This window comes from Sphingomonas sp. PP-CE-3A-406, from assembly GCF_003688625.1.
In the GTDB taxonomy this organism is placed as follows: domain Bacteria; phylum Pseudomonadota; class Alphaproteobacteria; order Sphingomonadales; family Sphingomonadaceae; genus Sphingomonas.
The window spans coordinates 67,493-91,063 of record NZ_RCWY01000004.1; the positions used below are offsets into that span (position 1 = coordinate 67,493).

The 23,571-nt window shown below is 62.8% G+C and carries 27 protein-coding genes; 12 read left to right on the forward strand and 15 right to left on the reverse strand.

From position 1 onward, the window contains the following. Positions 1-20: 20 nt before the first annotated feature. The 9 genes from C8J44_RS17635 to C8J44_RS18565 all read left to right on the forward strand — a co-directional run bounded on the left by C8J44_RS17635 (position 21) and on the right by C8J44_RS18565 (position 6,726). Positions 21-1,877, forward strand: a complete 1,857-nt coding sequence (locus tag C8J44_RS17635; protein WP_107963383.1) for an alkaline phosphatase family protein — start codon at positions 21-23, stop codon at positions 1,875-1,877. Then, on the forward strand, positions 1,874-2,452 hold the full coding sequence (locus tag C8J44_RS17640) for a histidine phosphatase family protein (protein ID WP_056056368.1): 579 nt from the start codon (positions 1,874-1,876) through the stop codon (positions 2,450-2,452). The genes C8J44_RS17635 and C8J44_RS17640 overlap by 4 nt, the downstream gene beginning before the upstream one ends. Positions 2,453-2,612: 160 nt before the next feature. Continuing rightward, a complete protein-coding gene (locus C8J44_RS17645) occupies positions 2,613-3,428 on the forward strand; it encodes a universal stress protein (protein WP_121905592.1) in 816 nt (271 codons plus the stop codon). Positions 3,429-3,437: 9 nt separating this feature from the next. Further along, positions 3,438-4,061: a 2,3-bisphosphoglycerate-dependent phosphoglycerate mutase gene (locus C8J44_RS17650; protein ID WP_056056401.1), complete on the forward strand. Its 624-nt coding sequence runs from the start codon at positions 3,438-3,440 to the stop codon at positions 4,059-4,061. A gap of 14 nt (positions 4,062-4,075) precedes the next feature. Next, positions 4,076-5,377, forward strand: coding sequence for a phosphopyruvate hydratase (eno, locus tag C8J44_RS17655; RefSeq protein WP_121883984.1), 1,302 nt, complete (start codon positions 4,076-4,078; stop codon positions 5,375-5,377). Further along, a complete protein-coding gene (locus C8J44_RS17660; protein ID WP_056056372.1) occupies positions 5,374-5,775 on the forward strand; it encodes an undecaprenyl-diphosphate phosphatase in 402 nt (133 codons plus the stop codon). The genes eno and C8J44_RS17660 overlap by 4 nt, the downstream gene beginning before the upstream one ends. Before the next feature lie 3 nt (positions 5,776-5,778). After that, a complete protein-coding gene (gene crcB, locus C8J44_RS17665) occupies positions 5,779-6,165 on the forward strand; it encodes a fluoride efflux transporter CrcB (RefSeq protein WP_056056373.1) in 387 nt (128 codons plus the stop codon). A gap of 72 nt (positions 6,166-6,237) precedes the next feature. Continuing rightward, positions 6,238-6,504, forward strand: coding sequence for a PepSY domain-containing protein (locus C8J44_RS17670; protein WP_056056375.1), 267 nt, complete (start codon positions 6,238-6,240; stop codon positions 6,502-6,504). Between the two features lie 69 nt (positions 6,505-6,573). Beyond that, positions 6,574-6,726 carry a hypothetical protein gene (locus C8J44_RS18565; RefSeq protein WP_156364448.1) on the forward strand — a complete coding sequence of 51 codons (153 nt, stop codon included), beginning with the start codon at positions 6,574-6,576 and terminating at the stop codon, positions 6,724-6,726. A 100-nt stretch (positions 6,727-6,826) separates the two neighbouring features. On the opposite strand, the gene arsH is transcribed toward C8J44_RS18565, so the two are convergent. The 11 genes from arsH to C8J44_RS17725 all read right to left on the reverse strand — a co-directional run bounded on the left by arsH (position 6,827) and on the right by C8J44_RS17725 (position 16,440). Beyond that, positions 6,827-7,582, reverse strand: coding sequence for an arsenical resistance protein ArsH (gene arsH / locus C8J44_RS17675; protein ID WP_056056376.1), 756 nt, complete (start codon positions 7,580-7,582; stop codon positions 6,827-6,829). Further along, positions 7,582-7,905, reverse strand: a complete 324-nt coding sequence (locus tag C8J44_RS17680) for a YnfA family protein (protein ID WP_056056378.1) — start codon at positions 7,903-7,905, stop codon at positions 7,582-7,584. Before C8J44_RS17680 ends, arsH begins: the two co-directional genes overlap by 1 nt. Continuing rightward, entirely contained in the window at positions 7,902-9,188 is a 1,287-nt protein-coding gene (locus tag C8J44_RS17685; RefSeq protein ID WP_056056380.1) for an arsenic transporter, read from the reverse strand. The genes C8J44_RS17680 and C8J44_RS17685 overlap by 4 nt, the downstream gene beginning before the upstream one ends. Further along, entirely contained in the window at positions 9,188-9,616 is a 429-nt protein-coding gene (arsC, locus tag C8J44_RS17690; protein WP_056056381.1) for an arsenate reductase (glutaredoxin), read from the reverse strand. The genes C8J44_RS17685 and arsC overlap by 1 nt, the downstream gene beginning before the upstream one ends. A gap of 10 nt (positions 9,617-9,626) precedes the next feature. Continuing rightward, complete coding sequence (locus C8J44_RS17695; protein WP_056056382.1) at positions 9,627-9,959, reverse strand: helix-turn-helix transcriptional regulator; 333 nt, start codon at positions 9,957-9,959, stop codon at positions 9,627-9,629. Positions 9,960-10,290: 331 nt separating this feature from the next. Further along, complete coding sequence (locus C8J44_RS17700; protein ID WP_031439129.1) at positions 10,291-10,767, reverse strand: hypothetical protein; 477 nt, start codon at positions 10,765-10,767, stop codon at positions 10,291-10,293. A gap of 13 nt (positions 10,768-10,780) precedes the next feature. After that, positions 10,781-12,025 carry a molybdopterin-dependent oxidoreductase gene (locus tag C8J44_RS17705; protein WP_197983136.1) on the reverse strand — a complete coding sequence of 415 codons (1,245 nt, stop codon included), beginning with the start codon at positions 12,023-12,025 and terminating at the stop codon, positions 10,781-10,783. 106 nt (positions 12,026-12,131) lie between these two features. Then, a complete protein-coding gene (locus C8J44_RS17710; protein ID WP_121905593.1) occupies positions 12,132-13,283 on the reverse strand; it encodes a TDT family transporter in 1,152 nt (383 codons plus the stop codon). Beyond that, entirely contained in the window at positions 13,280-14,152 is an 873-nt protein-coding gene (locus C8J44_RS17715) for a LysR family transcriptional regulator (RefSeq protein WP_056056384.1), read from the reverse strand. The genes C8J44_RS17710 and C8J44_RS17715 overlap by 4 nt, the downstream gene beginning before the upstream one ends. A gap of 88 nt (positions 14,153-14,240) precedes the next feature. Then, entirely contained in the window at positions 14,241-15,224 is a 984-nt protein-coding gene (locus C8J44_RS17720; protein WP_056056386.1) for a malate dehydrogenase, read from the reverse strand. 46 nt (positions 15,225-15,270) lie between these two features. Continuing rightward, positions 15,271-16,440 (reverse strand): YncE family protein, encoded by a 1,170-nt coding sequence (locus C8J44_RS17725; protein WP_121905594.1) that lies wholly within the window; start codon positions 16,438-16,440, stop codon positions 15,271-15,273. A 144-nt stretch (positions 16,441-16,584) separates the two neighbouring features. On the opposite strand from C8J44_RS17725, the gene C8J44_RS17730 reads away from it, so the two are divergent. The 3 genes from C8J44_RS17730 (at position 16,585) to C8J44_RS17740 (ending at position 19,018) form a co-directional block, all read left to right on the forward strand. Further along, complete coding sequence (locus C8J44_RS17730) at positions 16,585-17,082, forward strand: DUF305 domain-containing protein (RefSeq protein ID WP_259466937.1); 498 nt, start codon at positions 16,585-16,587, stop codon at positions 17,080-17,082. Beyond that, positions 17,079-18,497 (forward strand): YncE family protein, encoded by a 1,419-nt coding sequence (locus tag C8J44_RS17735; protein WP_056056390.1) that lies wholly within the window; start codon positions 17,079-17,081, stop codon positions 18,495-18,497. The genes C8J44_RS17730 and C8J44_RS17735 overlap by 4 nt, the downstream gene beginning before the upstream one ends. 299 nt (positions 18,498-18,796) lie before the next feature. After that, positions 18,797-19,018, forward strand: a complete 222-nt coding sequence (locus C8J44_RS17740; protein ID WP_056019259.1) for a hypothetical protein — start codon at positions 18,797-18,799, stop codon at positions 19,016-19,018. A gap of 28 nt (positions 19,019-19,046) precedes the next feature. Here the strand turns inward: C8J44_RS17740 and C8J44_RS17745 are convergent, their stop codons facing one another. From C8J44_RS17745 to C8J44_RS17755, 4 genes are read right to left on the reverse strand one after another with little or no spacing between them, the layout of a single operon-like run. After that, positions 19,047-20,825, reverse strand: coding sequence for a chloride channel protein (locus C8J44_RS17745; RefSeq protein ID WP_082445489.1), 1,779 nt, complete (start codon positions 20,823-20,825; stop codon positions 19,047-19,049). A 1-nt stretch (position 20,826) separates the two neighbouring features. After that, positions 20,827-21,108, reverse strand: a complete 282-nt coding sequence (locus C8J44_RS18345) for a hypothetical protein (RefSeq protein WP_132833781.1) — start codon at positions 21,106-21,108, stop codon at positions 20,827-20,829. 25 nt (positions 21,109-21,133) lie between these two features. Further along, a complete protein-coding gene (locus C8J44_RS17750; RefSeq protein WP_056019265.1) occupies positions 21,134-22,909 on the reverse strand; it encodes an SLC13 family permease in 1,776 nt (591 codons plus the stop codon). 37 nt (positions 22,910-22,946) lie between these two features. Beyond that, positions 22,947-23,384: a DUF202 domain-containing protein gene (locus C8J44_RS17755; protein ID WP_056019268.1), complete on the reverse strand. Its 438-nt coding sequence runs from the start codon at positions 23,382-23,384 to the stop codon at positions 22,947-22,949. Positions 23,385-23,571 lie beyond the last annotated feature (187 nt).

A 23,571-nucleotide genomic window follows, 5' to 3' on the forward strand; every position in this document is an offset into this window, starting at 1 on the left:
CTCGAAACCGGAACCCAACGATGCGCCTCCTTGCGACACTCTCTGCGACCCTGGTCCTCACGGTCTCGCCCACGGTTCAGGCGCGCACGCCAAAGCGCCACCCGGCGCCCCACAATGTCATTCTTGTCGTGATCGACGGCCTGCGAGGCAAGATCGTCACATCCCAGAGCGCGCCGACGCTCGCGCAATTGCGGGACACCGGCACCTATTTTTCCAACAGCCACTCGGTCTTCCCGACGTTCACCACCGCCAATGCGTCGGCGCTCGCAACCGGTCACCAGCTCGGCGACACCGGAGACTTCAGCAACACGATATGGACTCGTGCGCCGATTGCTGCAGCTGCCGGCAGCGTGACGCCCTTCCTCGAGAACGATGCTGTTCTGGGCGAGGTCGACGAGCATTTCGGGGGCAATTACCTCAACGAGACCACCGTTCTCGAAGCGGCGCGGCAAGCAGGGTACGGCACGGCCGCGATCGGCAAGCTCGGTCCCGCATTGATCCAGGACCATCGTGCACGCGACGGAGCCACCACACTCATCATCGACGATTCAACCGGGCGTCCCGGCGGGATTCCGCTGTCTGCCGACGTTGCCGCTCGCCTCACGCAGGCAGGGCTTGCGCTGCAAGCACCGGACCGCGGCAGTAACGGACGGTCCGGGGATGCCCGAATCCCCGGAACGACGAGTGCCAACCGCGTGCAGCAGGACTATCTCATCGACGTCGCGACCCGGGTCGCTTTGCCGGTCTTCCGAAAGCAGCACCGGCCGTTCGCCATGGTGTTCTGGTCGCGCGATCCCGATGGCACGCAGCACAATCAGGGCGACAGCCTCAATCAGCTGACGCCGGGCATCAACGGTCCCACGACCTTCGCCGCGATCCGCAATGCCGACTATGATCTAGCGAAGCTGCGCGCAGCACTCGATCGCTTGGGTCTTGCGAAGACGACCGACATCATCGTCACGTCGGATCACGGCTTCTCTACGATCTCCAAAGAAAGCCGGACCAGCTCCGCAGCACGCGGGCGCTATGTCGATGTTCCCGAAGGTTTCCTACCGCCCGGCTTCCTTGCGCTTGATCTGGCGTCCGCCTTGAACATGCCCGTATTCGATCCAGAAGCGGGCAACACGCGGGTCGCGGACGGCAAGCATCCGAGCCGCGGCAACGCGGTGCTCGGTGCCGATGCGACGAGACCTGACGTAGTGGTGGCGGCAAATGGCGGGTCCGACCTCCTCTATCTACCGACCCGCGATCCTGCCCTAGCGGCACGGGTCGTTTCCGCACTGCTGGATCAGGACTATGTCAGCGGTATCTTCGTCGATGACCGCCTGGGAGCAATCGCCGGAACACTGCCGCTTTCCGCGATCAATTTGAAGGGCGAGGCACTCCCGCCGGTGCCGTCGATCGTCGTCAACTTCCGATCCGCCAACACCGGGTGTGCGATTGCGACAAACTGCCAGATCGAAGTCTCCGATACGACCCTCCAGCAGGGGCAGGGCATGCACGGCAGCTTCGGCCGCGGTGACACATTGAACTTTACCGCAGCGACCGGCCCGGACTTCAAGCGCGGCTTTGTCGATCCAGCACCGGTCAGCAATGTCGACGTGGGCCGCACCATGATGGCATTGCTGAATCTCCTCCCCACCCCGCGCGGCCATCTGACCGGCCGGGTACTGCGCGAGGCGATGCCGGGTGGAACGGTGCCGCGCTACGAGGGTCGCGAAGAGCGCTCGCAGCCTGCTGCCAACGGCCTCGCGACCGTCCTGCAATATCAGCAGCTGGGCGGCATCCGCTATCTCGATGCCGGCGGCTTCCCCGATCGGACGCTCGGTATAGGAACAGCATCCGTCCCATCGGGTGAAAAGGCGATGCGGCGATGAACCGGCTCCCACAGATTTGGCTCGTCCGTCACGGTGAAACCGCTTGGAGCGTTTCGCGGCAGCATACGGGACGGACTGACATCTCGCTGACCGAGGCAGGAGAAGCCGCGGCGAAACGAATAGCCGAACGTCTGCCAAGCTTGGACTTTACCGCCGTCTGGTCGAGCCCTTCGATACGGGCGCGCCGGACCGGGGAATTGACCGGTTTCGCGACCCGCCTGGTGCCTGCCGACGATCTCGCGGAATGGGATTACGCCGCCTACGAGGGACGAACCAGGAAGGAGATCCTCGCCGACCGCCCGGACTGGAACCTGTTCCGCGACGGCTGCCCGCAAGGAGAGACTCCGGAGGCGGTCGCAGCCCGAGCCGATCGCGTCATCGCATCGCTGCGTGGGCGCAACGCCGATGTCCTGATCTTCTCGAGCGCTCATATTCTCCGCGTGCTGACAGCGCGCTGGCTCGGCTTACCCGTCGGGGCCGCTGCCTATTTCCTGCTCGATACGGCCAGCATCAGCGTCCTCGGGTACGAACATGATGGCGACGAGCCGGTCATTCGGTCGTGGAACCAGTCATGATGCGCCTTGTGACGCGGTACTTCGCGTATCCAAATGAGGGTGCCTGGATGGGATGGGCGGGGAAGAGCCATCCTGCGCCGTCGCAAGGGTTCAAACGATCCGGTGCCCAGCATTCCGGAAACTTCACACACGCCCTCACCCCCGCCCGGGAGACGATGCCATGAAACTGCTTGCCGTGATTGTCGGTGCCGACAGCGCTGCCGCCTGCCTCGATGCGGCGGTTCTCGCCGCCAGATCTCTTGGCGAGTCATCGATCGAGGCCCTCAATGTTGTCGTCGATCCCGAGCAGATCGCGGTTGCGAGCGAGGAGATCGACTTTCAACGCCTACGCGCGCGCGACGAGGGGACAGCCCAAGAGCGCGCGGATGCGGCGCGGGCCGCCTTCGTTGCCTGGACCGCAGCTACCAGCGATGACACACCCGAGGTCGCCTGGCGCTCGATCGTCGGCACCGAAGAAGCGACGGTCAAACAGGAGGCGGCAAATGTCGATGCGCTGATCGTCATCGCGCGCGAGCAGACGATGGACGGCGGCGACGCCCTGCACGCCGCAATTTTTTCGACCGACAAGCCCGTCCTCATCGTCCCGGCTGGGTGGAGAGCCGGCGCGCGAACCGGCTTCGAGCACATGGCCGTCGGGCTCAGCGACAGTGACACGGCGTGCCACGCCATTGAGGAGGCAGCCCCGTGGCTTCGTGTCGCCAAGCGTGTCACGGCAATCCGCATCGGTGAAGAAACCGATCCGGCGCTGGGCTTGGAAGCCTTGCTCGACGAAATCTGTGTTCGTCACGAATTGCATGTGGTGCCGCGCTCCAGCGAGAATCTGGGTGCCCAGCTCGTCGCCGAAGCGAAAGCGATCGGCGCCGAGCTTCTCGTGACCGGCGCCTATCGGCACAACCAGATCATCGAGTGGTTCATGGGCGGCACGACGCGCCACATCCTCGCCGCTGCCGATATACCCCTGCTGATGGCGCACTGAGGGGTGACGATGCTCCCGCACGCGCGTCTGGTCCTCGTTCGACACGGCGAAAGCGAAGCCAACGCAGCCAACCGATTTACTGGTTCTGCGGATCCGGCGCTAACGCCTCTGGGGCACCGTCAGGCCGAGGCGATCGCACACCGCCTGATCGCGCAAGGCATTCGGCCTGCACGGATTTTCCGCTCTACCCTTCGGCGTTGCGCGGACACGACGGCTATCGTCACTGCCGTGATGGGGGCACCAGATGTCCCTATCACGGTAGACCGGTCGCTCAACGAGCGCGATTACGGTGCGCTCACTGGTCTCAACAAGACCGAGGCGTCGGATCGCTACGGTAAAGATCAGGTCCGCCAATGGCGACGCTCCTATGCGGCTGCCCCGCCACACGGCGAGAGCCTGCGCGACACCGTCGCGCGCGTGCTCGCCTATTACGTTCGGACGATGCTGCCTGCCGTGATGAGTGGCGGCACGACACTCGTCGTCTCCCACGGCAACGCGTTGCGGGCGCTGGTTATGGCGCTCGACGGCCTTGATGCCGCCCGGGTCGAGACCCTCGATATCCCGACCGGAGGGGCGATCCTCTACGATTTCAGTTACACGACCGCGATCATCGGTCGCGCTATCCTTCAGTGACAAGGACTCCGACCATGCCGGCCAGCAGCCACATCACCAGCCTCCGTGCCCTCGAGATCCTCGACTCCCGAGGCTATCCGACTTTGTCCGTCACCGTGACCTTGGACAACGGCATCACAGCATCGGCATCGGTGCCGTCGGGTGCGTCGACAGGCGCACATGAGGCCGTCGAGCTCCGCGACAACAACCCCGATCGTTTCGCCGGAAAGGGTGTTCGGCAAGCCCTGCAGAACGTCGAAGGCGAGATCGGCAGCGCGATCATCGGAATGGATGTCTGCGCGCAGCCGGACATCGACCGGGTGATGATCGAACGCGATGCCACGCCGAACAAGGCGCGGCTTGGCGGCAATGCGATTCTGGGTGTTTCGATGGCGGTCGCGCGCGCCGCATCATCGGTGCTCGGGCAGCCGCTTTACGAGACGCTCGCCGGTACGACCGACTACCTCCTTCCGATGCCGTGCATGAACGTCCTGAATGGTGGCAAGCATGCCGATAGCAGCCTCGACTTTCAGGAATTCATGATCGTTCCGGTGGGAGCCTCCAGCTTCGCCGAAGCGATGCGCTATGGTGCGGAAACCTATGCCGCATTGCGCGACCTCCTCCATGGTCGCGGCCTCAAGACGGCAGTCGGCGACGAAGGCGGATTTGCCCCGAACCTCAAAAGCAACGAGGCCGCCTGCGAGTTGATCGTCGATGCGATCGAAGCCGCGGGTTATCGACCTGGTACAGACATCGCCATCGCGCTCGATCCAGCCGCATCGTCCTTATCGGATGGGGAGCAATACGATCTTGCGCGGTCGGGAACGGGCCTGCTCGACCGCGCAGGCTTGCTCGCGCTCTACGGGCGCTGGATCGATGCGTATCCGATCGTTTCGATCGAGGACGGGTTCGGTGAGGAGGACTGGCAAGGGTTCATCGACCAGACCGTAAGCCAGGGTAGCCGGATCCAGATCGTCGGCGACGATCTCCTGGTCACCAATCCCCGGATCATCCGGGAAGGCATCGCTCGAAAAGCTGCCAACGCAGCCCTCATCAAACCCAATCAGATCGGCACCGTCACGGAGACGATCGAGGCGGTTCGCATCTGCCACGCTGCGGGATGGGGAACGATGGTGTCGCACCGGTCGGGCGAGACCACGGACGCCTTTATCGCCGATCTCGCGGTTGCGGTCGGCGCCGGGCAAATCAAATCCGGCGCACCCTGCCGGGGTGAGCGTTTGGCCAAATACAACCGACTGATCGAGATCGAAGCCGAGCTCGGCGCCAAAGCACGTTTCACCAATCCCTTCGTGTCGCGACCGAAGCCCCGGACGTGACGGATCTACCCTCGCTGATCGCTCCGATCGTCCTCGGCATCGTCGAGGGATCGACCGAGTTCATCCCGGTTTCCTCTACCGGCCATCTCATTTTGACCGAACGACTGATCGGCTACGAAGGGCGGCAAGCCGGGATCAGCGATGTCGTCATTCAGGTCGGGGCGATCCTCGCGATCTGCTGGTTGTACCGCGCGCGGCTCTGGTCGGTCGTCTCCGGCTTGTCGTCCGATGCCGACGCCCGCCGCTTCTCGAGAAACGTGCTGGTCGCCTTCCTTCCCTCGGTCGTGGTCGGCGCGTTGGCGCATGATTTCATCAAGCGCCTTTCGGTGCACCGTTTCCAATTGTTGGTCGCCGCTCTCCTCTCGGTGACGGCAGTTCAGATGATAGTGACGGGGTGAACGATGCCGATCTGGCTTGGCTTTCTGGTCGTGTTCCTGGGCTCGGGCGTGGGCGGCATGCTGCGTCACGGCGTCGGCATCGTGGCACTACGTCTTATGGGGCCAACCTTCCCTTGGGGAACCTTGGCCATCAACGTGGTCGGCTCGGCGCTGATGGGCATGATGATCGGCCTGTTTGCCGCCAAGAGCATCGAAAATGCGGAGTTGCGCCTGTTCGTGACGACGGGACTTATCGGCGGATTTACGACCTGGTCGACCTTCTCGCTCGATGCCGTGACATTATGGGAGCGCGGCGAGACCGGCGCCGCGATCGGCTATGTGCTGGCAAGTCTTGTTCTCTCGGTCGTCGTTCTGGCGATTGCTCTCGTTATCACCCGACGGTGGGGATGATTTCGGAACGATCGGCGCGCGGGCCGCATTGGATTCAGAGTTTCCATGGACCTTTAATCGGACGTCTTTTCCATGCTCAAATATCTCGCTGCCGGCGCGCTGGCACTCGTCATCGCTTCCCCCGCCCTCGCTGACGACGATCGGGTGACCCCGCGCCAGCGGGCCTCGACGCTTACCGCCTTGAAGCGGATCGGCTGCACTGCGCCACGCTCGATCGAGCGCGACGATGGTGGCTTCGAGGTCGACGACGCACGCTGCCGTGGCGGCCGCTATGACATCAAGCTAAACCGCAACTTCAAGGTCGTTTCCCGCGAAAAGCAGGACCGCGACGACGACTGATCCGACGCCTGCGCGTCTCCTCGCATCTAATAGCGAGCCTTTGGCGTTGATGCTTTAAAGGAGACGCATATGGCCGAGACGGACAAGGATGAGCCGACCACGCAGGAAACCGCGGAGATGGTCGAAGTTGGCGAAATGGTCGCCTCGGAGAAGCGTAAAGACGACCGATCGTCTCCAGAAGCGCCGGGGCTAGGGGACAACATCGAACGTCGCGAAGACTGATCACGTAGTCGGTTTCGACGGTCGACGACTAACAGCCCAGCAGGCCATTGGCTGGTATTGCACAGTAGCCGCTCTGATCTTCCATCGCGTCGGGGCGAGGTCAAACACCTCGAGGGGGTGCCGTGGTCGCGATAGTCGACAAGTCTGTCGTCAGGTCGATCCCTACGCGAACTTCCTTGCGCTCGGAATAGCGGTCGACGAGTTGTGCCGCGTGCGGGCGCAGCAGCACCGTGAACCGCACCAGTTCCTCCATTACGTCTACGATGCGGTCATAATAGCTCGACGGCTTCATGCGATCGTCCTCGCCGAATTCGGCGAACGCCTTGGCGACGCTCGACTGGTTCGGTATCGTCACCATTCGCATCCAGCGGCCGAGCACGCGCAGCGTGTTGACGCTGTTGAACGACTGCGAACCCGCCGATACCTGCATGACTGCCAGCGTGCGTCCCTGCGTCGGTCGCATCCCGCCCATCGAGAGCGGCAGATGATCGATTTGGAGCTTCATGATGCCGGTGATCTGGCCGTGCCGTTCAGGGCTGCACCACACCTGACCTTCCGACCACAACGACAGTTCACGCAGCTCGTGGACGGCCGGATGGTCGTCGCCGACGACCTGATCGGGCAACGGCAGCGCCGAGGGATCGTAAATGCGCGTTTCGCATCCGAAGAATTGCAGTAGTCGCGCCGCTTCCTCGACACACAGCCGCGAGAATGACCGCTCGCGCAAGGAACCGTAGAGCAGAAGGATTCGTGGCGGCGGAGCACCCGCGCCGAGGCCATGAGCAGGTCGTTCGATCGCATAGCTTCGATCGAGCGCGGGCAGATGGTCGGGGTCGGAGAGCGTTCGAACAGGCATCAGGCGGTTCGTGGTCCCAAGAGGATGATACAGGTGCCGATCAGACAGAGCGCCGCGCCGCTCACATCCCAGCGATCGGGCCGCACGCCTTCGACGGTCCAGAGCCAAGCAAGCGATGCACAGATGTAAATGCCGCCGTAAGCGGCATACGCTCGTCCCGCGGCATCGCTGTCCACGCGGGTGAGGAGCCATGCGAACAGGATCAATGAGACGACGCCCGGAGCAAGCCACAAGGGTGACTTCGCCATGCGAAGCCAGGCCCAGAAGGCAAAGCATCCGCCAATTTCAGCAAGCGCCGCGCCGATGTAGATCAGGGCTGTCATCCGATCGTGATCCTCAATGCCAAGGCGGCAAGCGTGACCAGCAATACCGGCACAGTCAGCGTGATACCGACACGGAAATAATAGCCCCATCCGATCCGAACACCTTTCTGGCCGAGGACGTGGAGCCATAACAGCGTTGCGAGCGAGCCGATCGGCGTCAGCTTGGGGCCAAGATCGCAGCCGATGACATTGGCGTAGATCATTGCTTCTTGCACGGCGCCAGTGGCATGGGTCGCGTCGATCGACAGCGCGCCCACCAGTACGGTCGGCATGTTGTTCATCACGGACGACAGGATGGCCGCGATCACGCCTGTCCCGAACGCCGCCCCCCACACGCCGCCCTGAGCGGTGCGATCGAGCAGCGCGGCGAGATGGTCGGTCAGGCCCGCGTTTCGCAGCCCGTAGACGACCAGGTACATGCCGAGAGAGAAGATCACGACCTGCCACGGTGCGCCGCGCAGCACCTTGCCGGTCTGGATCACATGGCCCCGTCCCGCAATTACCAGCAGCAGGATCGCGCCGGCAGCGGCAACGGCGCTGACCGGCACGCCGATCGGTTCGAGCAGGAAGAAGCCAGCGAGCAGCAGCGCGAGGACGATCCAGCCGGCACGGAAGGTCGCGGGGTCTCGGATGACATCGCGCGGCGCGCGGAGCGCCCCCACGTCATAGTCTTCTGGGAGGTCGCGCCGGAAGAACAGCAGCAGCACGCCCAGCGTGGCGGCGATCGACACCAGATCGACCGGGACCATCACGGACGCATATGTGCCGAACCCGATCTTGAAGAAGTCGGCTGACACGATGTTGACGAGGTTCGAGACCACCAGCGGCAGGCTGGCCGTGTCGGCGATGAACCCGGCCGCCATGACGAACGCCAGCGTCGCCTTGTCCTTGAACCCCAGCGCGCGCAGCATGGCGATGACGATCGGCGTGAGGATCAGCGCCGCACCATCATTGGCGAACAACGCCGACACCGCCGCGCCGAGCAGCACGATCAGGACGAAGAGTCGGCGCCCATGTCCCCTGCCCCAGCGCGCAACGTGGAGCGCCGCCCATTCGAAGGATCCAGCTTCATCGAGCAACAGGCTTATGACAATGATCGCGACGAATGCAGCCGTCGCGTTCCAGACGATGCCCCAAACGACCGGGACGTCGGACAGCGTGACGACGCCCGCGAGCAGCGCCAAGACGGCCCCGGCGATCGCGCTCCACCCGATTCCGAGCCCCTTGGGTTGCCAGATGACGAGCACGATCGTGACGACGAAGATCAGGACGGCAAGAAGCATCAGGCGATGCGCTGGCCCGAGGCGTTTACCACCTGTTGTCCGTCTTCCTTCGCGAACGCGCCGCGCTGATCGCCCGGCAGCAGATCAAGCACGGCTTCGGACGGCCGGCAGAGCTTCACGCCGAGCGGTGAGACGACTATCGGCCGGTTGATGAGGATCGGGTGCGTCATCATCGTATCCACCAGCGCGTCGTCGGACAGCGATGTGTCGCCCAGGCCGAGCTCCGCATAGGGCGTACCCTTTTCGCGTAGCAGCTCGCGGGGCGTTATGCCGGCGCGGTCGATCAGCTCGACCAGCAGCGCGCGCGAGGGCGGGGTTTTCAGATATTCGACCACGTGCGGTTCGATGCCGGCATTGCGGATCAGGCCTAGCGTGTTGCGCGACGTGCCGCACACGGGGTTGTGATAGATCACGATATCGACGGCCACGGGCGTCCTTTCAGCAGCATGGGGTGAGTTCGGCGATCAGCGGGGCGCACAGCTCCGCGTTGCCGGCGCAGCAATCCTTGACGAGAAAGAGCGTTAGCGCGCGCAGGCCGTCGAGATCGGCACGATAGATGATCGAGCGGCTATGACGTTCGGATCGCACCAGCCCGCCACGGGCGAGGATGCCGAGGTGTGCGGACATCGTGTTTTGCGGTACGTCGAGCTGACGGGCGATTTCGCCGGCAGCCAAGCCATGCGGTTCGTGCCGCACCAACAGGCGGAACACGTCGAGGCGTGTTCCTTGTGCGAGCGCGCCGAGCGCTGAAATTGCCGTGTTGTTTTCCATATATCCAGGATAGCAGCTATATGGTTTCGGTCCAGACGTTGATAGCACCAAGTAGGCAGGCAGTCGGCACCCTACGCTCTTTTCCGAAGTCCCCAACGAGTGGGGCGGGACCCCGCGGGCACGGCTCTATCGGCCCGCTGGGCGTGCCGACCGAGCCATCGTGCCGGCGTCTCGGCCCTGCCGGTGACGATTCTCGCGTAAGGTGTGCCACATGGCACACCTGCGAACGCGCAGGGCGCGAGCAGTGTTTCGATTGGCGTCGACGCCCTCCCCCGGAGGCCACGCCGCACAGCACTTCGCGCGCAGAACCGCGTGTCGTGAGTTGATGGGCTTAGCCTGATCCCCCCGATACGTCGGGCGCAGCCTTCGGATCGGGGTCTTGCGCCTTGCCCTTCGCGGCACCCGGCTGCTTTGCGCTCATGGCGGTCAGATAAGCGACGATCGCCGGCACGTCAGCCTGTGCAACGGGAGCCTTGTAGACCTCGCGCATCTTGGTGACCTCCGCGGTCCACTGGTCGGAAGAGAGTGGCGGCTGGTTCAGCGCCATGCTCGCCGAATGACACGAGGTGCAGTTGGCGTTGATGACGTCCGCATGCGGACCAGCCGGATATTGCCCTTCGTCGGTCGGGAGATCGACCGAGGTGGACGCCAGCGAGAAGCCGCGCGCCGAAACGCTTGGCGGCGGTGGTGCGGCCGGGGCGGCAGGCGGCGGGGCTATGCGGCTGTTCGGGGCACCGATCGCAAGTAGCAGAACGACGGTCGCGCCGACGAACCCAAACGACAGCGTGCCGATGGAAGGCGTTTTCATGGGGGAGCGCTCCTCAGCCGACGACGATGTTGGTGGTTTCAATGTTGCCGCGCATGAACCCGCCCGGGTTCCAGATCGGCGTCATCGGCTGCGCGATGCCGGCGGTGTTCCAGCAGCGCGACATCAGCCTGGTCGGGCCCGCATGCGTGAGCGGCACCTGCGCGTCCCAGCGGCGGAAACTGTATTTGCCGTGATCGGGGCCGAGCGTCGTCTTGTACCAGGTCTTGCCGTTGTCGGTCGACACATCGACCTTGGCGACGCCGCAATCGCCCCCCATCGCAATGCCGCCCAGCGGGATCGACCGGTCGAACGCGATCGCCTGCCCTTCGTCGAGGCTCGTGACCCAACTGCGCGGGATCATCTTGTTGATCGGAACGGCCGGGAAATCCTTCTGGCCCGGCCGCACGTTCGCGCCTGGAGTGTCAGGGATTTTGTACGCCTTGGCCATCCAGTAACCGTCGTCGGGCGCGGCGAGCACCTCGATGTCGTTCAGCATCTTGACCCAATAGGTCGAATACCAGCCGGGTACGATCAGCCGGACCGGGAAGCCGTTGAGGAGCGGCATCTGTTCGCCGTTCATCCCGAAGGCGAGCATCACTTCGCCGTCGCGTGCGTGGTCGATCGACAGCGACTTGGCGAAATCCGGTCCACCCGCGACCACCGGCTGGTCGAGCGCACCGAACCGCACTGCAACCGCGCCCGGCTTCACGCCGGCGATGTCGAGCACGTCGCGCAGGCGCACGCCGAGCCATTTGGCGTTGCCCATGGCCCCGTGACGCCACTGCGCACCGGCAACGGGCGGCTGGAACAGCGCACGCGAATTGCCCGAGCATTGGTTGATCGCCGCCAGCTCGACGCGTGGCAACTTCAGCAGTTGCGCGAGCGAGATTGACAGCGGCCGCGTGACCGCGCCGTGCACCTTGATCCGGAACGCCTCGACATCGATCGCGGTGGGGATGTCAGCCCAGTGCCAGCGGACGAAGAACTGGTCGTTTGGCGTGAAGACGTCACCATTGAACACGCTCATCGGCGTTTCCAGCAAAGGCGGGTGGATACGCTGGAGGATCATGTTGCCCTTGCCAGGGAACGCACTGGTCATCGGTCGTTCCGACGGACCGCCAGGCAGGTGCAGATCGACAATGCTCTGCGCCAGCGCGGGTGCGGCGATCAACGCGCCGCTGCCGATCGCAGCCTCTGCGAGAAAGCGACGGCGGTTCGTCGCCTGCGCCAGTTTCATATCCAGGCTGTCCACCAGCATTCTCCCTTCGATGTCATGCTCTTATGCGCGATCCGTCCGACGGTCTGCCCGGTACGGGTCGATCGGATGCGCCGGTTCGATCCGGCAGGACGATCAGTTCGGCCCATCAATTGGCTTGGGCGATGCAGGGCGACACGAACAGGTTTCCGCGCCAGCCGCCTGTGACCGTCTTGGCGCCGACCAGCAGCCACATCGCTGCGAGCGCGATGGTAAGGACGGTGCCGACGATCCCGAAAAAGCCGAGCTGGAGCGTCGTGCCGAGCTTGAAGGTGGCGACCGTGTAGACGCCGAGCGGGAAGGTGTAGCCCCACCACCCGAGGTTGAACGGAATGCCCGCGCGCCAGTAGCGGATCGTGATCAGCGTCGCGAGCGCCAGCCACCACAGGCCGAAGCCCCAGAGCAACAGCCCGGCGATCGTGCCGATCCCCTGCGCTACCGCGCCGATCTGGCCGAGGCCGTTGGCGGCGAGGATCGCGGGCGCGTCGCTGCCGAGCACCAGCATCCCGAGCGCACCGGTGCCGATCGGGCCTAGTGCGAGCCAACTCGATGCGGCCATGCTCTCGTGCGGCAGCTTGTGCAGCGCCATCCGCAGGATGAGGATCGCGAGGATGCCGAACGCGACCGGCACCGAATACGCCCAGAGGACATAGGAGGTCGCCAGCACAACGAACTGATGATGGGCGTCCGCCAGATGCGGTGCGAGCAGGCCTCCGCTCGCGCCTGCGACCTCGGCCGCGACCACTGGCAGGAACCACACCGCGGTCATGCCGTCGAGCGAATGTTCGTGCCGGGTAAACATGAGGTAGGGGATCGCTACACCGCAGGCGAGCGACATCGCGACGTCGATCCACCACAATGTCTCGGCGATCGGGATAACGCCGGCGCCGAACCGCGGCAGGCCGAACGCCAGGAACCCGTTGATGATCGTCGCGAGGCCCATCGGGATCGTGCCGATGAACATCGACACGGTATTGTGCCCGAAGATCCGACGCGCCTCGTGCCCGAACATCGTCCAGCGTGCGGTGTAGAGCCCGGCGAACAGCGTGAAGAGCGCGATGTTGAAATACCACAACGCCTCGCCGACCGGGTGCAGCGATGCGCCGACGCCCGGCACCTGCGGCAAGGCCAGCGCGAGGATGCCCGTGCCCATCGTAGCGGCGAACCAGTTGGGGGTGAACTGGCGGATCATCTCGCGCGGAGAATCAAGCCGGCTGAGCGGCTTCAGACCATCGAGAACGGGTTTCAGATCGGCAGTCACTTCCCAGTCTCCTTGATGAGATCGGTCAGCGCGTCGGCCGCCCGGGTACGATAGCGCTCCTTGTGCCGCAGCGCGTAGAATGGACGCCGCGGCAGACCGAGCGGCAGATCGTGCAACGTGCCGGCCGCGATTGCAGGTGCGACGACATGCTGCGACAGCACCGCGACGCCCGCGCCGGCCTCGACCGCGCTGCGGACCGCCTCGTTCGATGGCAGGGTCAGCGCTATGGTAAGGTCCGACGGATCGACGCCGCGCTGGCGCAACACCTCCTCGAACGACGAGCGCGTGCCCGATCCCTGCTCGCGGACGATCCAGCGCGCGGTCCGGATCCAGTCCTCGTCGATCGTGTCGGCAGCGCGGTCACTCACCAGCACCATGCGGTCGTTCGCGACGGTCCAATGCGCGAGCGCGGGCTCGTCGATCACACCCTCGACGAAGCCAAGCTCGACTGCACCGTCGAGCACGCGCGCCGCGGCCCCTTCCGTGTTGTCGATCGCCAGTTCTATCGTGATGGACGGGTAGCGCGCATGAAACGCCGCCAGCTGGCGGGGTAGCCAATAGCCCGCGATCGTCTGGCTCGCGACCAGCCGCAGTGTGCCGCGCTCCAGTCCGGCATATTCGGCCAATGCAAGTTCTGCACTGGCAGCACGGCCAAGCACTGCGCGTGCGTCGACCAGAAACATACGGCCCGCTTCGGACAGTTCGATCCCACGGCCGACCCGGTGGAACAGCGGCACGCCGTGCCGCGCTTCTAGCGCGGCGATGGCAGCGCTTGCGGCCGACTGCGTCACATTGAGCGCTTCGGCAGCGCGCGTCATGTGCTCGCGCTCTGCGACACCGACGAAAATCCTGAGTTGTTCCAGGGTCATGCCCGATCTCCTTGCCCCAATGATAGGGAAAGGAGATCAATCGCACCAACCAAATATTATGGTCGTTTCAATCATAATTACAGATTGGTCATTTCAGAATGTCGATAACCGCCTCACGTTCATCGACCAGTTCGGCAATCGTGCGATCGAGCATCGTTCGCTGGAATGGATCGAGGATCAGTCCTTCGATACGCACATAGCCACCGCTTTTGCAGAGCACCGGCACGCCGCACACCAGCCCTTGCGGGATACCGTAGGAGCCGTCTGACACCACGCCCATCGACACCCAATTGTCGCCTGCGCCGTGCACCCAATCGCGCAGATGGTCGATCGCCGCATTTGCGGCCGATGCGGCCGAGGACGCACCCCGTGCTTCGATGATCGCGGTGCCGCGCTGCGCAACGGTGGGGATCAGGGTCTCGCGGTACCAGGCCTCGTTTCCGATACGGTCGGCAAGCTTTTGGCCATCGAGTTCGGCATTCCCCCAGTCGGCAAACATCGTCGGCGAATGGTTTCCCCAGACGACGAGCTTTGTAATCGCATCGACACCGACACCCGCTTTGGCCGCAAGCTGTCCCTGCGCGCGATTGTGATCGAGGCGGATCATCGACGTGATGTTTTCGGCAGGGAAACCCGGCGCGCTTTGCGCAAGGATCCAGGCATTTGTGTTGGCGGGATTGCCGACGACCAGGATCTTGGCGTCGCGTTTGGCCACTGCGTCCAGCGCTGCGCCCTGCGTCTTGAAGATCGCTGCGTTGGCAGCGAGCAAATCACGGCGCTCCATGCCCTTCGAGCGGGGACGAGACCCGACCAGCATGGCCGCATCGATGTCCTTGAAAGCCACCATCGGATCATCAGTAATGATCACATCTGCCAGCAGCGGAAACGCGCAATCCTCCAGTTCCATGACCACGCCGCGTACTGCGTCCAGCGCCTGCGGCACGTCGAGCAGTTGAAGGATAACGGGCTGGTCCGGTCCGAACACGTCACCCTGCGCGACCCGGAAGAGCAGCGAATAGCAAATTTGTCCTGCGGCACCGCTGATCGCGATCCTGACGGGGGGCTTGGTCATTTTGGAAAGGGCTTTCGTTGGAAGATTACAGACGGTGTGAGACCGATTAACGCGCCGCCAGGGCAAGCGCCGCATCGCGCCCGGATGGCACCAGATTGGCGAGACCTTTTCCTGATCTTACGGCACCAGGAACGTAGATCAGGCTTTGCGCATCCGTACTGATCGGGATCGTCGACACGGTGGTGTACGTCAGCGTGTCGATCCCAGCGACCTTGTTGGTTCCGGCCAGGCTGGCATAGATCCTCGTACCATCGCCCGACGGCCAAACCGCACTCGGAGCCGCTTGTAGCGGGACGGTTGCCACAGCCTCCAGGCTGTCGGTTCTATAGACCTTGATTGCAGGTTGATCGCCGCCAACGCTGACATAGGCAAAGGAATCGTCTGCGCGCTGGGCGAAGTTGACCGCGCCCGTCGCTGGACCAGTGTTTATCACTTCGTGTACCGCAAACGGCGGTTTGGCAGCAAAGACCGTGGTCGTGCCGCTCTCGCGGCGTGTTGCCCAGATCTGTTTGCCATCTGGCGAGACCGCGATTGCTCCCGCACCTGCACCGTTGCTGGCAACGTGTCCGACGACGCGCCGATCCTCGACGTCGACAACCAGGATGGACGGCCTTTCAGTAAGCGATACAAAGGCATAGCGTCCGTTTGGCGACAGGATGGTCGCGCCCGCTCCGCCACTTGCTGGTACGCGGGTGATCTCCCGCGCGGTCTTAGGATCCACGACCGCGATGGCATGTTCATCGCCGAGCGAAACCCAGAGTTCGTGCCCATTGGGCGTAAACGCGACGGCGGTAGGCGACGTCTGGAACACGGTCCGGCCTCGTTCCGTGTTCGTGGCCAGATCTACGAGCGTCACACTGTGCTGCGCTGATGCCGATACCGCCAGGGTCCGCCCGTCACGCGTTGCAGCCAGGTGCTGGACTCTGGGGCTGGAAAAGCTGGGCTCAGCTATCGCGCTTTTGGCGAGGTCGATGCGTCCCAGTTCGTTGCCCGCTGCAGGATCGATGACAACGATCTTCGTCGATGTAGGGTCAGACACATAGATCCGGTCATGATGGCTGAGGTCGATATCAGCCTTCGACCACGGTGCCTGAACCGCCTTGATATCGTAGGGAAAGTCGTCCGCCGCAGGTGCAGCCCAATAGGCCTGAGCGATCACCGGGACTGGCGCTACGGAGGCCAACATCGCGGCAACCAGAACGATCGTGGCTTTCATCGTTTGATCCTTATCGCGGATCCGGCGGGTGATCGTGCCAGTCCGATGCCGCTAGATCGACCGATATGTCCCTCGCGTCCAACGCATAGTCGCGATGGTTTCAATACGAAAACGCGATCATAGATCGCCTACCGTTCTTGTTAGATGATCGGAACGACCATGCTTATGCGTTGGACCGGCGGCTGCGCCGCAATTACTTACGCTGTCACGCTCGGCATTCATCGCTCGCGTGTCATAAATGGGAACACTAAAGGCATGACGATGAAATCTCGCACGGCCTTGCTAACGGCGATAGCCGTGTCCGTATCGACGGGTGCTTTAGCGCAAACGGACGGTTTCGCGTCCGCAATGGATGCGGCGATGGCGCGGATGCACGGCGCGATGATGACCGGTTATTCGAGCGATCCCGATCGCGACTTCGCAAAGATGATGATCCCGCATCATCAGGGCGCGATCGACATGGCCGAAGTCGAACTGCGGTTCGGCAAGGATGAACGCCTGCGCCGGCTCGCCCAGGGAATCATCGTCGAACAGCGTCAAGAAATCGCGGTGATGCAGGGTATCTTATCCGAAGCCGGCGCGTTGCCGCTTCACACTGAACCGACCGCGACCGGTCACCCCCATCACGGAGACCGTCCATGAAGCGTTTTACCTTAACCGCCTGTGCTGCCCTGTCTTTTTCGGCCCCGGCATTTGCACAGCAGGTACCGAACGCGACCCCCGACATCCCTGTTAGCGCGCACGATCGGTTCTACACTTCGGACCAGTTCTCCAACACCGTGTCGGTGATCGATCCGTCGACCAACACGCTGCTCGGCGTCATCAAGCTCGGCGACCAGACCCCGGCCAATCTCAGCCCGCTCTACAAGGGGCAGCTGCTCGTGCACGGCATGGGCTTCTCGCCCGATCGCAAGACGCTGGCGGTAATATCGATCGGCTCGAACTCGGTGACGTTCATCGACACTGCGACCAATGCCGTGAAGCACACGACCTATGTGGGCCGATCGCCGCACGAAGCGTTCTTCCGCCCCGACGGTCGCGAAGTCTGGGTCGCGGTGCGCGGCGAGGATTATATCCAGGTGCTCGACGGTAAGACCTTCGCGCCGACCACGCGCATCCCCGTTCCTAATGGCCCCGGCATGACGATCTTTTCGCCAAACGGGAAATACGGTTACGTCTGTTCGAGCTTCTCGCCCGAGACAGTTGTGATCGACACCGCCTCGAAGAAGATCGTCGGTCGCGTCAAGCAGGCGAGCCCGTTCTGCCCTGACATCGCCGCGACGCCCGACGGTAAGCAGGTCTGGTTGACGCTCAAGGACGTCGGCAAGGTCATGGTGTTCGACGCCAAGCCACCCTTCGCAGTGCTCAAGACGTTCGATACCGGCGCGATCACCAACCACGTCAATATCGCCCGCAATAAGAATGGCCAGTTCGCCTTTGTGACGGTCGGCACCGAGAATGTCGTGAAGGTGTTCCGCACCACTGACTTCGTGCAGGTGGCGAGCATCCCGGTCGGCGCGCTCCCGCACGGCCTATGGCCGTCGGGCGACGGCACGCGGATGTATGTCGGGCTGGAGAACGCCGATGCGGTCGCGGCGATCGACACAGCAAGCAACACCGTCATCGCGACGATTCCAATCGGTCAGGGGCCGCAAGGCGTGGCATATGTTCCCGGCGCGGTGCCGGTAGGCGATGGCCGTGCAAACCTGGTGCCGCTCGCGCAGGCCGGCATGAAGATCCAGCTGACTCTATCCGGGACTGGGCGCAGCCAGGTCACGCTATTCGATCAAGGCCAGGTCCAGATTTTGCAGGCGGCGGTTGCGGGCCTCAGCCCAAAGATGCCCTATGTCCTTGGATTATCCTCCCACGCTGACGGCAGCGGCGTGATCCAGCCTCTGGCGAAGTTCATGACCAATCCGGCGGGCGGCGCGATAGTAAACACGCTCGGACCGCTCCGCCAGATCGTCAGCGACGCGAAAGGCGACATGCGCCGTTACCTCGTCATTGCTCCGGGCGACCCGATGATGCCGGGCGCTGTCGTTCAGGTGCAAAAATGAGGATTCCGGTGAAACCTGCGCCCCGCTGTCCGTGTCCGGTATATTCGGCATGACGCTGGGCTAGGTCGACACGACGTCTCGAGAGTGTCGGAAAGCACTTGTTTGTCGCACAATGGTGATTACGACTGGGTTTTCTACATATCGGGCCGCTGAATGCCGACAATGGGAAGGAAAGCGGACTGGCTGCTTTAGAGAGGGCAGGTGCGCTCCACTACCTGGTGCACTTCCATTTCGTCGCAGCAGGATGCCTTTACGCCTAGCTCATTACAGGCCCCGATCCGGCGCCGCATCGGCCTTCCGTGCCTGCCCGCCTGATAGTGCTGGGGGTCGCCGTCGTGATCCACTCGATCATGTCGCAGCTGCTCTACGCCGGGCTGTTCGTCGCCATATCCGTGCCGGTTGAACAGTTTCGCCGCGGTGCGGAGCTGATGTCAGTACATGGCGCCCAACTCGCCGGAATGGGTCTGCGATGCGGCATGTTCTGGGTCAAAATCGAAGCCCGGCTTAAGCGAGACCGGTAGGACGAAGCGTTTGCTGCGTGCCGGCTGGTCAGCTTTCTCCAAACAACTCACGTTGCGCCTTGTCCAATTCCTCTGCGTAGCGGCGTCGCGCATAGCTCTCGGAGAGGATGCCGAGAACTGCCCCGTCGCTTCCAACTACCGCCAGTTCGTCCGCACCTTCGGTATCGAACGTAGTCATGACGCTTCTGATGTCTGAATCCGGCGTAAGGGCGAGACCCGTGTGGATCGCCAGCGACCCGATCGGTGCCTTCTGATCGACCTCTTCGGCAAATGCACTGGCAGTCTGTACGATACCGCCATAATTTTCGTGGTCATCGACTAGTAGGACCCGACTTGTGGAACCAAGCGGAAACGCCCGACGAAACTCGGCGATCGTCGTGTTGCACGGCGTAGCCCTTTCGACACGTCGCATCATCTTGCCCGCTGTAAGCGTTCTGACCCAGCCGACATCGCGGGCGCTTTTGATGGTTTCGCCCCGGAGATGCAGGCGCCACGTAGAAAAGGAATAGCCGAACAGCTCGCGGACGATGGTGGACGAGACCAGCGATGCTGCAATGGCCGCGCCGGCAAGGGAGAAGTCGTGGGTCGCCTCAAGGACTAGCATCGCCATCGTCATCGGCCCGCCAACTACGGCGACCGCTAATGCGGCCATCCCCACCAGGGCCGCATTGTGCGGGTCGATCACAGGCGATCCGACAATCCATTCGAGTGAACCAGCAAACAGGTGACCCAGCAGGCTGCCCAAGAACAAGGATGCGAAGAACAGGCCACCGCGGAAGCCAAAGCCAAGTGAGATGATGGAGGCCGCGCACTTGACGACGAAGATGGCGGCGAGGAAGCGCAGCGATACCTCGGCTTCAAGATTGAGGTGGAGGGCGCCGTGACCAGCAGAGAGAATTTGCGGCGTGAGCATCGCCAGAGGGATGAGCAGAAGACCGCCCAATATCGGCCGGCAAATCGAGGGTATCGGCAGTTTGCGTGTAGCTGCTTCCATCTCCGCAACAGCCCGCATCAGCAGTATACCAGCGCCAGCGGCACAGGCCCCAAGACCGGCGTAGAGAAGGTAGTGGAACGTCTCGATCTGTTCGCCTGCATTAGCCGCAACCAGATACGGTTGAGCACCAAACGCCTGCGCCACAAGGACACTCGCCAGGCACGCCGCAGCGACAGGTGCCAGCGCTGATATCGTATAGGCCCCGATTACGATCTCAAAGGCATAGAAGGCCCCAGCTAATGGAGCCCCGAATGCACCTGCGATGGCGGCGCCCGTTCCGGCGCCGACCAAGATGCGCAGATCGGACCTGCGTAACGCAAACCAGTTGCCGCTGAGCGAGGCGACGAGCCCTCCCAACTGCGCATACGCCGCCTCAAGCCCCACAGACGCACCGAAGCCGTTGGAAAGGATCGTTTGCCCGGAGATAACGAGGCTGTCGGACCATGACATGCGACCACCATGAAGGGCGTTCGCCTCTACAGCGTCGACCATCCGGCGCCGGCGAGCATGAGTAACCCAAGAGAAGAGTGCGAGGACGGCTCCACCAGCCGGCAGGGCAAGTAGAGCAAGGTAAGGGATCGTCGTGGCCGCACTCAGCCTTTCATCCGGCGACAAGGCATAAAGCAGATGCTGCATCGCCTGTGCGAGCGTACCCTGGACGACACTGAGCAATCCGGCTGCACTGCCGATCATGATGGCCAGCACGATGAGTGCAGCTTCGCTGGATCGAAAAGCTTTACGGAGCCACGATGGCGCCACCCGACCAGATCCAGGTGGACTAGCTGCGCTATCGATCAGTGGCGCTGAAGCCATGTCAGTCGGCGTCCTGCATCAAGGTTGCAAACAGGGCTGCGGCGAGAACGGCGCTCGAAAGCCACATCACAATCGACAGCGTCCAAGACGTCGCCAGTCCAGCTGCCGTGATTGTTGCAAGCAGTAGGACGATGAGAACGGGCATGGCTGCCCGCGAGTGGAAAAAACGCATGAAGCCGCCTACGCCTGCTACATCTGCGGTGCCACAACCTTCCGAGCCGCCCGGTACGCTTCCTCGCCACGGACGCCATTCAGTATCTTCGAACGCCTGCGGCTTGGCCATGCTGCCCATCAACAGTACCCGGCGATCAGTGCAGTGGCCAAGTCCACATCACTAGAGGCGTACCAACCAAGACCACCAGAACCGATAGTGGTGCGCCCAGCCGGGCGTAATCGCTGAAGCGGTAGCCCCCAGGACCAAAAACCAAGGTGTTACACTGATGCCCAATCGGCGTCAGGAAATCGCATCCTGCCCCGATAGCGGTCCCGATGAGGAAGGCTTCGGGGCGATATCCGAGGTCATGCGCGAACACCGCCGCGATTGGCGCCATCACCAAGACCGTCGCGGCATTGTTGAGAAACGGCGTCACAGCCATCGCCGCTACGAGGATCAGGGCGACCGCGCCCCATGGCGGCAAGGAGGCCGCCAGATGGGCAAGCGAGGTCGCGAGTACATCCGACGCGCCGGTGGTGCGCAGGGTTTCACTGACCGGAATGAGCGCGCCCAGCATGATGAGAATTGGCCATTCGACGCCATCATAGGCATCTCGCAGCGGTAGCGCTCCGGTCGCCATCATTAGACCGGCAGCGGCGAAGAAGGCGACGGCCACAGGCACATAGCCGGTCGCGGTTACGGTCATCGCCACCGCGAGGATGATAAGTGGTAGGAAGCGACGCTTCGAACTTCCCAGACGCAGGGCACGCTCTGCCAGCGGCAGCGTACCGAGGTCACGCATGCGTTCCGGCAAGAGTGTGAGGGGTCCTTGAAGAACAATGACATCGCCGGCGCGCAAGACGGTCTCGCTGAGCTGCTTGGTCAGCCGTTTGCCGGCGCGCGATACCGCGATGAGATTGACGCCATAGCGTTGCTGAAGCCGCAGTCGTCCAGCGGACTGGCGGACCAACACGGAGCCGGTGGTGATGACCGCCTCAATGACGCCAACCTCATCATCTTCGCTGCCTTCCGGTAGGTCACGATGCTGTCCGGCAAGTGCTAGGTGGTCACCCGCAATGACACGCTCAAGCGTATCCGGGTCACCGCCCAAGATCAGCGTGTCGCCGGCAGCCAGAAGGAACTCGGCCGTAATGCTCGTGCGCACATCGTCACGGACAACATTGGCGATCGTCACCTCATTATCATGACGGTCGATGAAGGACTCAACCGTTTCGCCGACAGCGGGCGATCCGTCTTGGATGGTCGCCTCAGTGACATAGTCCGTGATGTTTAGAGCTTCGCCCATGGTCGGCGCTGCGCGGCGTTCCCTGGGCAGGAGGCGGTAGCCGAAACGCAGGAAAATGAGGCCGACCACAAGCAGGCCCAGCCCCGTTGGCAGATAATCGAACATGCCGAACGGCTCACCGGTCATCTGCTCTCGTACTCTGCTGACAATAATATTCGGCGACGTACCAACGAGGGTCATCAACCCGCCAAGGAGCGAAGCGAACGACATCGGCATCAGGAACACCGAGGGGCTAGTGTCCGATTTCTTCGCCGTCTGCACGGCTGCCGGCATCAGCATAGCCAAGGCACCGACGTTCTTTACGAGCCCGGACGATACCCCGACTGCCGTAGTCAGCACCACGAGTTGCGACCGGACGCGTGTCACGCGCCGCGCCAGTATCCCGAGCGCGCTCTCGATTAGGCCGGAACGCTGCATTGCCGATGAGATCACCAGCGCCGATCCAACGATGATAACGATGTCATCGGAAAAGCCAGTAAATGCCGCTTTGGGCTTCACCAATCCCAGCGACAGCCCGGCAAGCAGGGCGATGATGGCCGTGACATCATAGCGAAATCGGCCCCAAAGAAAGAGGCCCATCATGCCAATCAGCAGGCCAATCGACATAAGTTGCGGCGTGGTCATGCAAGCAGAATCCGTAAAATGGCGATAGTCACGCCGGTTATTGCAGCCAAATCCCGACGAGTGCCGCCAAGACGGCAATCGCTAGGAAGCCGTTCACAGAGATCAGCAACCAAGCCGGCAGTCGCTGAGTGTCGGGCCGCGGTGGGGCGATAGGAATCATTTCACGCCAGACCGCTGCAACGAAGCAGAAGCCGCTGAACAGGATCAGGACGGTTGCGGTCGCACCGGCAAGCCAGCCGGGCACGATGTTCTCAAGCAATGCGCGGGCGCCAATTCCTGCGGCTAGAGCGGCAAGCCCGGTACGGACCCAGGCTGCGTAGGTGCGCTCCGCTGCCATGACTGTTCGATCGGCAGCAAGCTCCGTGCGCCGATCGGCGCTATCTGCTTGCTGCTTGGCGCTATGCTCCAACCGGTCCGCACCGTGAACGAATGGGCCGTTGAAATCACGGGTCAATGACAGTCGTTCGTTGGCCATGGATGATCAACGATACCCACACGCTTTCAGCACATCGAATGTTAAAAAGGATCATGCCGAATAAGTTATCGAGGTTAGCAGATCCCCCGCCTTCACAGGTGTCAAAACCGGCTGGTTGCGGCACGAAACCTTTCTCGAAAACGATCCAGACCGTGCGAAAACTCCAACCCCGAATGTAGCGTACTAA

Bases quoted from the DNA above. Each gene is read 5' to 3' on its own strand.
- C8J44_RS17635 (WP_107963383.1), top strand. From the start codon at position 21: ATGCGCCTCCTTGCGACACTCTCTGCGACCCTGGTCCTCACGGTCTCG.
- C8J44_RS17640 (WP_056056368.1), top strand. From the start codon at position 1,874: ATGAACCGGCTCCCACAGATTTGGCTCGTCCGTCACGGTGAAACCGCT.
- C8J44_RS17645 (WP_121905592.1), top strand. From the start codon at position 2,613: ATGAAACTGCTTGCCGTGATTGTCGGTGCCGACAGCGCTGCCGCCTGC.
- C8J44_RS17650 (WP_056056401.1), top strand. From the start codon at position 3,438: ATGCTCCCGCACGCGCGTCTGGTCCTCGTTCGACACGGCGAAAGCGAA.
- eno (WP_121883984.1), top strand. From the start codon at position 4,076: ATGCCGGCCAGCAGCCACATCACCAGCCTCCGTGCCCTCGAGATCCTC.
- crcB (WP_056056373.1), top strand. From the start codon at position 5,779: ATGCCGATCTGGCTTGGCTTTCTGGTCGTGTTCCTGGGCTCGGGCGTG.
- C8J44_RS17670 (WP_056056375.1), top strand. From the start codon at position 6,238: ATGCTCAAATATCTCGCTGCCGGCGCGCTGGCACTCGTCATCGCTTCC.
- C8J44_RS18565 (WP_156364448.1), top strand. From the start codon at position 6,574: ATGGCCGAGACGGACAAGGATGAGCCGACCACGCAGGAAACCGCGGAG.
- arsH (WP_056056376.1), bottom strand. From the start codon at position 7,582: ATGCCTGTTCGAACGCTCTCCGACCCCGACCATCTGCCCGCGCTCGAT.
- C8J44_RS17680 (WP_056056378.1), bottom strand. From the start codon at position 7,905: ATGACAGCCCTGATCTACATCGGCGCGGCGCTTGCTGAAATTGGCGGA.
- C8J44_RS17685 (WP_056056380.1), bottom strand. From the start codon at position 9,188: ATGCTTCTTGCCGTCCTGATCTTCGTCGTCACGATCGTGCTCGTCATC.
- C8J44_RS17695 (WP_056056382.1), bottom strand. From the start codon at position 9,959: ATGGAAAACAACACGGCAATTTCAGCGCTCGGCGCGCTCGCACAAGGA.
- C8J44_RS17700 (WP_031439129.1), bottom strand. From the start codon at position 10,767: ATGAAAACGCCTTCCATCGGCACGCTGTCGTTTGGGTTCGTCGGCGCG.
- C8J44_RS17705 (WP_197983136.1), bottom strand. From the start codon at position 12,025: ATGCTGGTGGACAGCCTGGATATGAAACTGGCGCAGGCGACGAACCGC.
- C8J44_RS17715 (WP_056056384.1), bottom strand. From the start codon at position 14,152: ATGACCCTGGAACAACTCAGGATTTTCGTCGGTGTCGCAGAGCGCGAG.
- C8J44_RS17720 (WP_056056386.1), bottom strand. From the start codon at position 15,224: ATGACCAAGCCCCCCGTCAGGATCGCGATCAGCGGTGCCGCAGGACAA.
- C8J44_RS17725 (WP_121905594.1), bottom strand. From the start codon at position 16,440: ATGAAAGCCACGATCGTTCTGGTTGCCGCGATGTTGGCCTCCGTAGCG.
- C8J44_RS17730 (WP_259466937.1), top strand. From the start codon at position 16,585: ATGATCGGAACGACCATGCTTATGCGTTGGACCGGCGGCTGCGCCGCA.
- C8J44_RS17735 (WP_056056390.1), top strand. From the start codon at position 17,079: ATGAAGCGTTTTACCTTAACCGCCTGTGCTGCCCTGTCTTTTTCGGCC.
- C8J44_RS17745 (WP_082445489.1), bottom strand. From the start codon at position 20,825: ATGGCTTCAGCGCCACTGATCGATAGCGCAGCTAGTCCACCTGGATCT.
- C8J44_RS18345 (WP_132833781.1), bottom strand. From the start codon at position 21,108: ATGGCCAAGCCGCAGGCGTTCGAAGATACTGAATGGCGTCCGTGGCGA.
- C8J44_RS17750 (WP_056019265.1), bottom strand. From the start codon at position 22,909: ATGACCACGCCGCAACTTATGTCGATTGGCCTGCTGATTGGCATGATG.
- C8J44_RS17755 (WP_056019268.1), bottom strand. From the start codon at position 23,384: ATGGCCAACGAACGACTGTCATTGACCCGTGATTTCAACGGCCCATTC.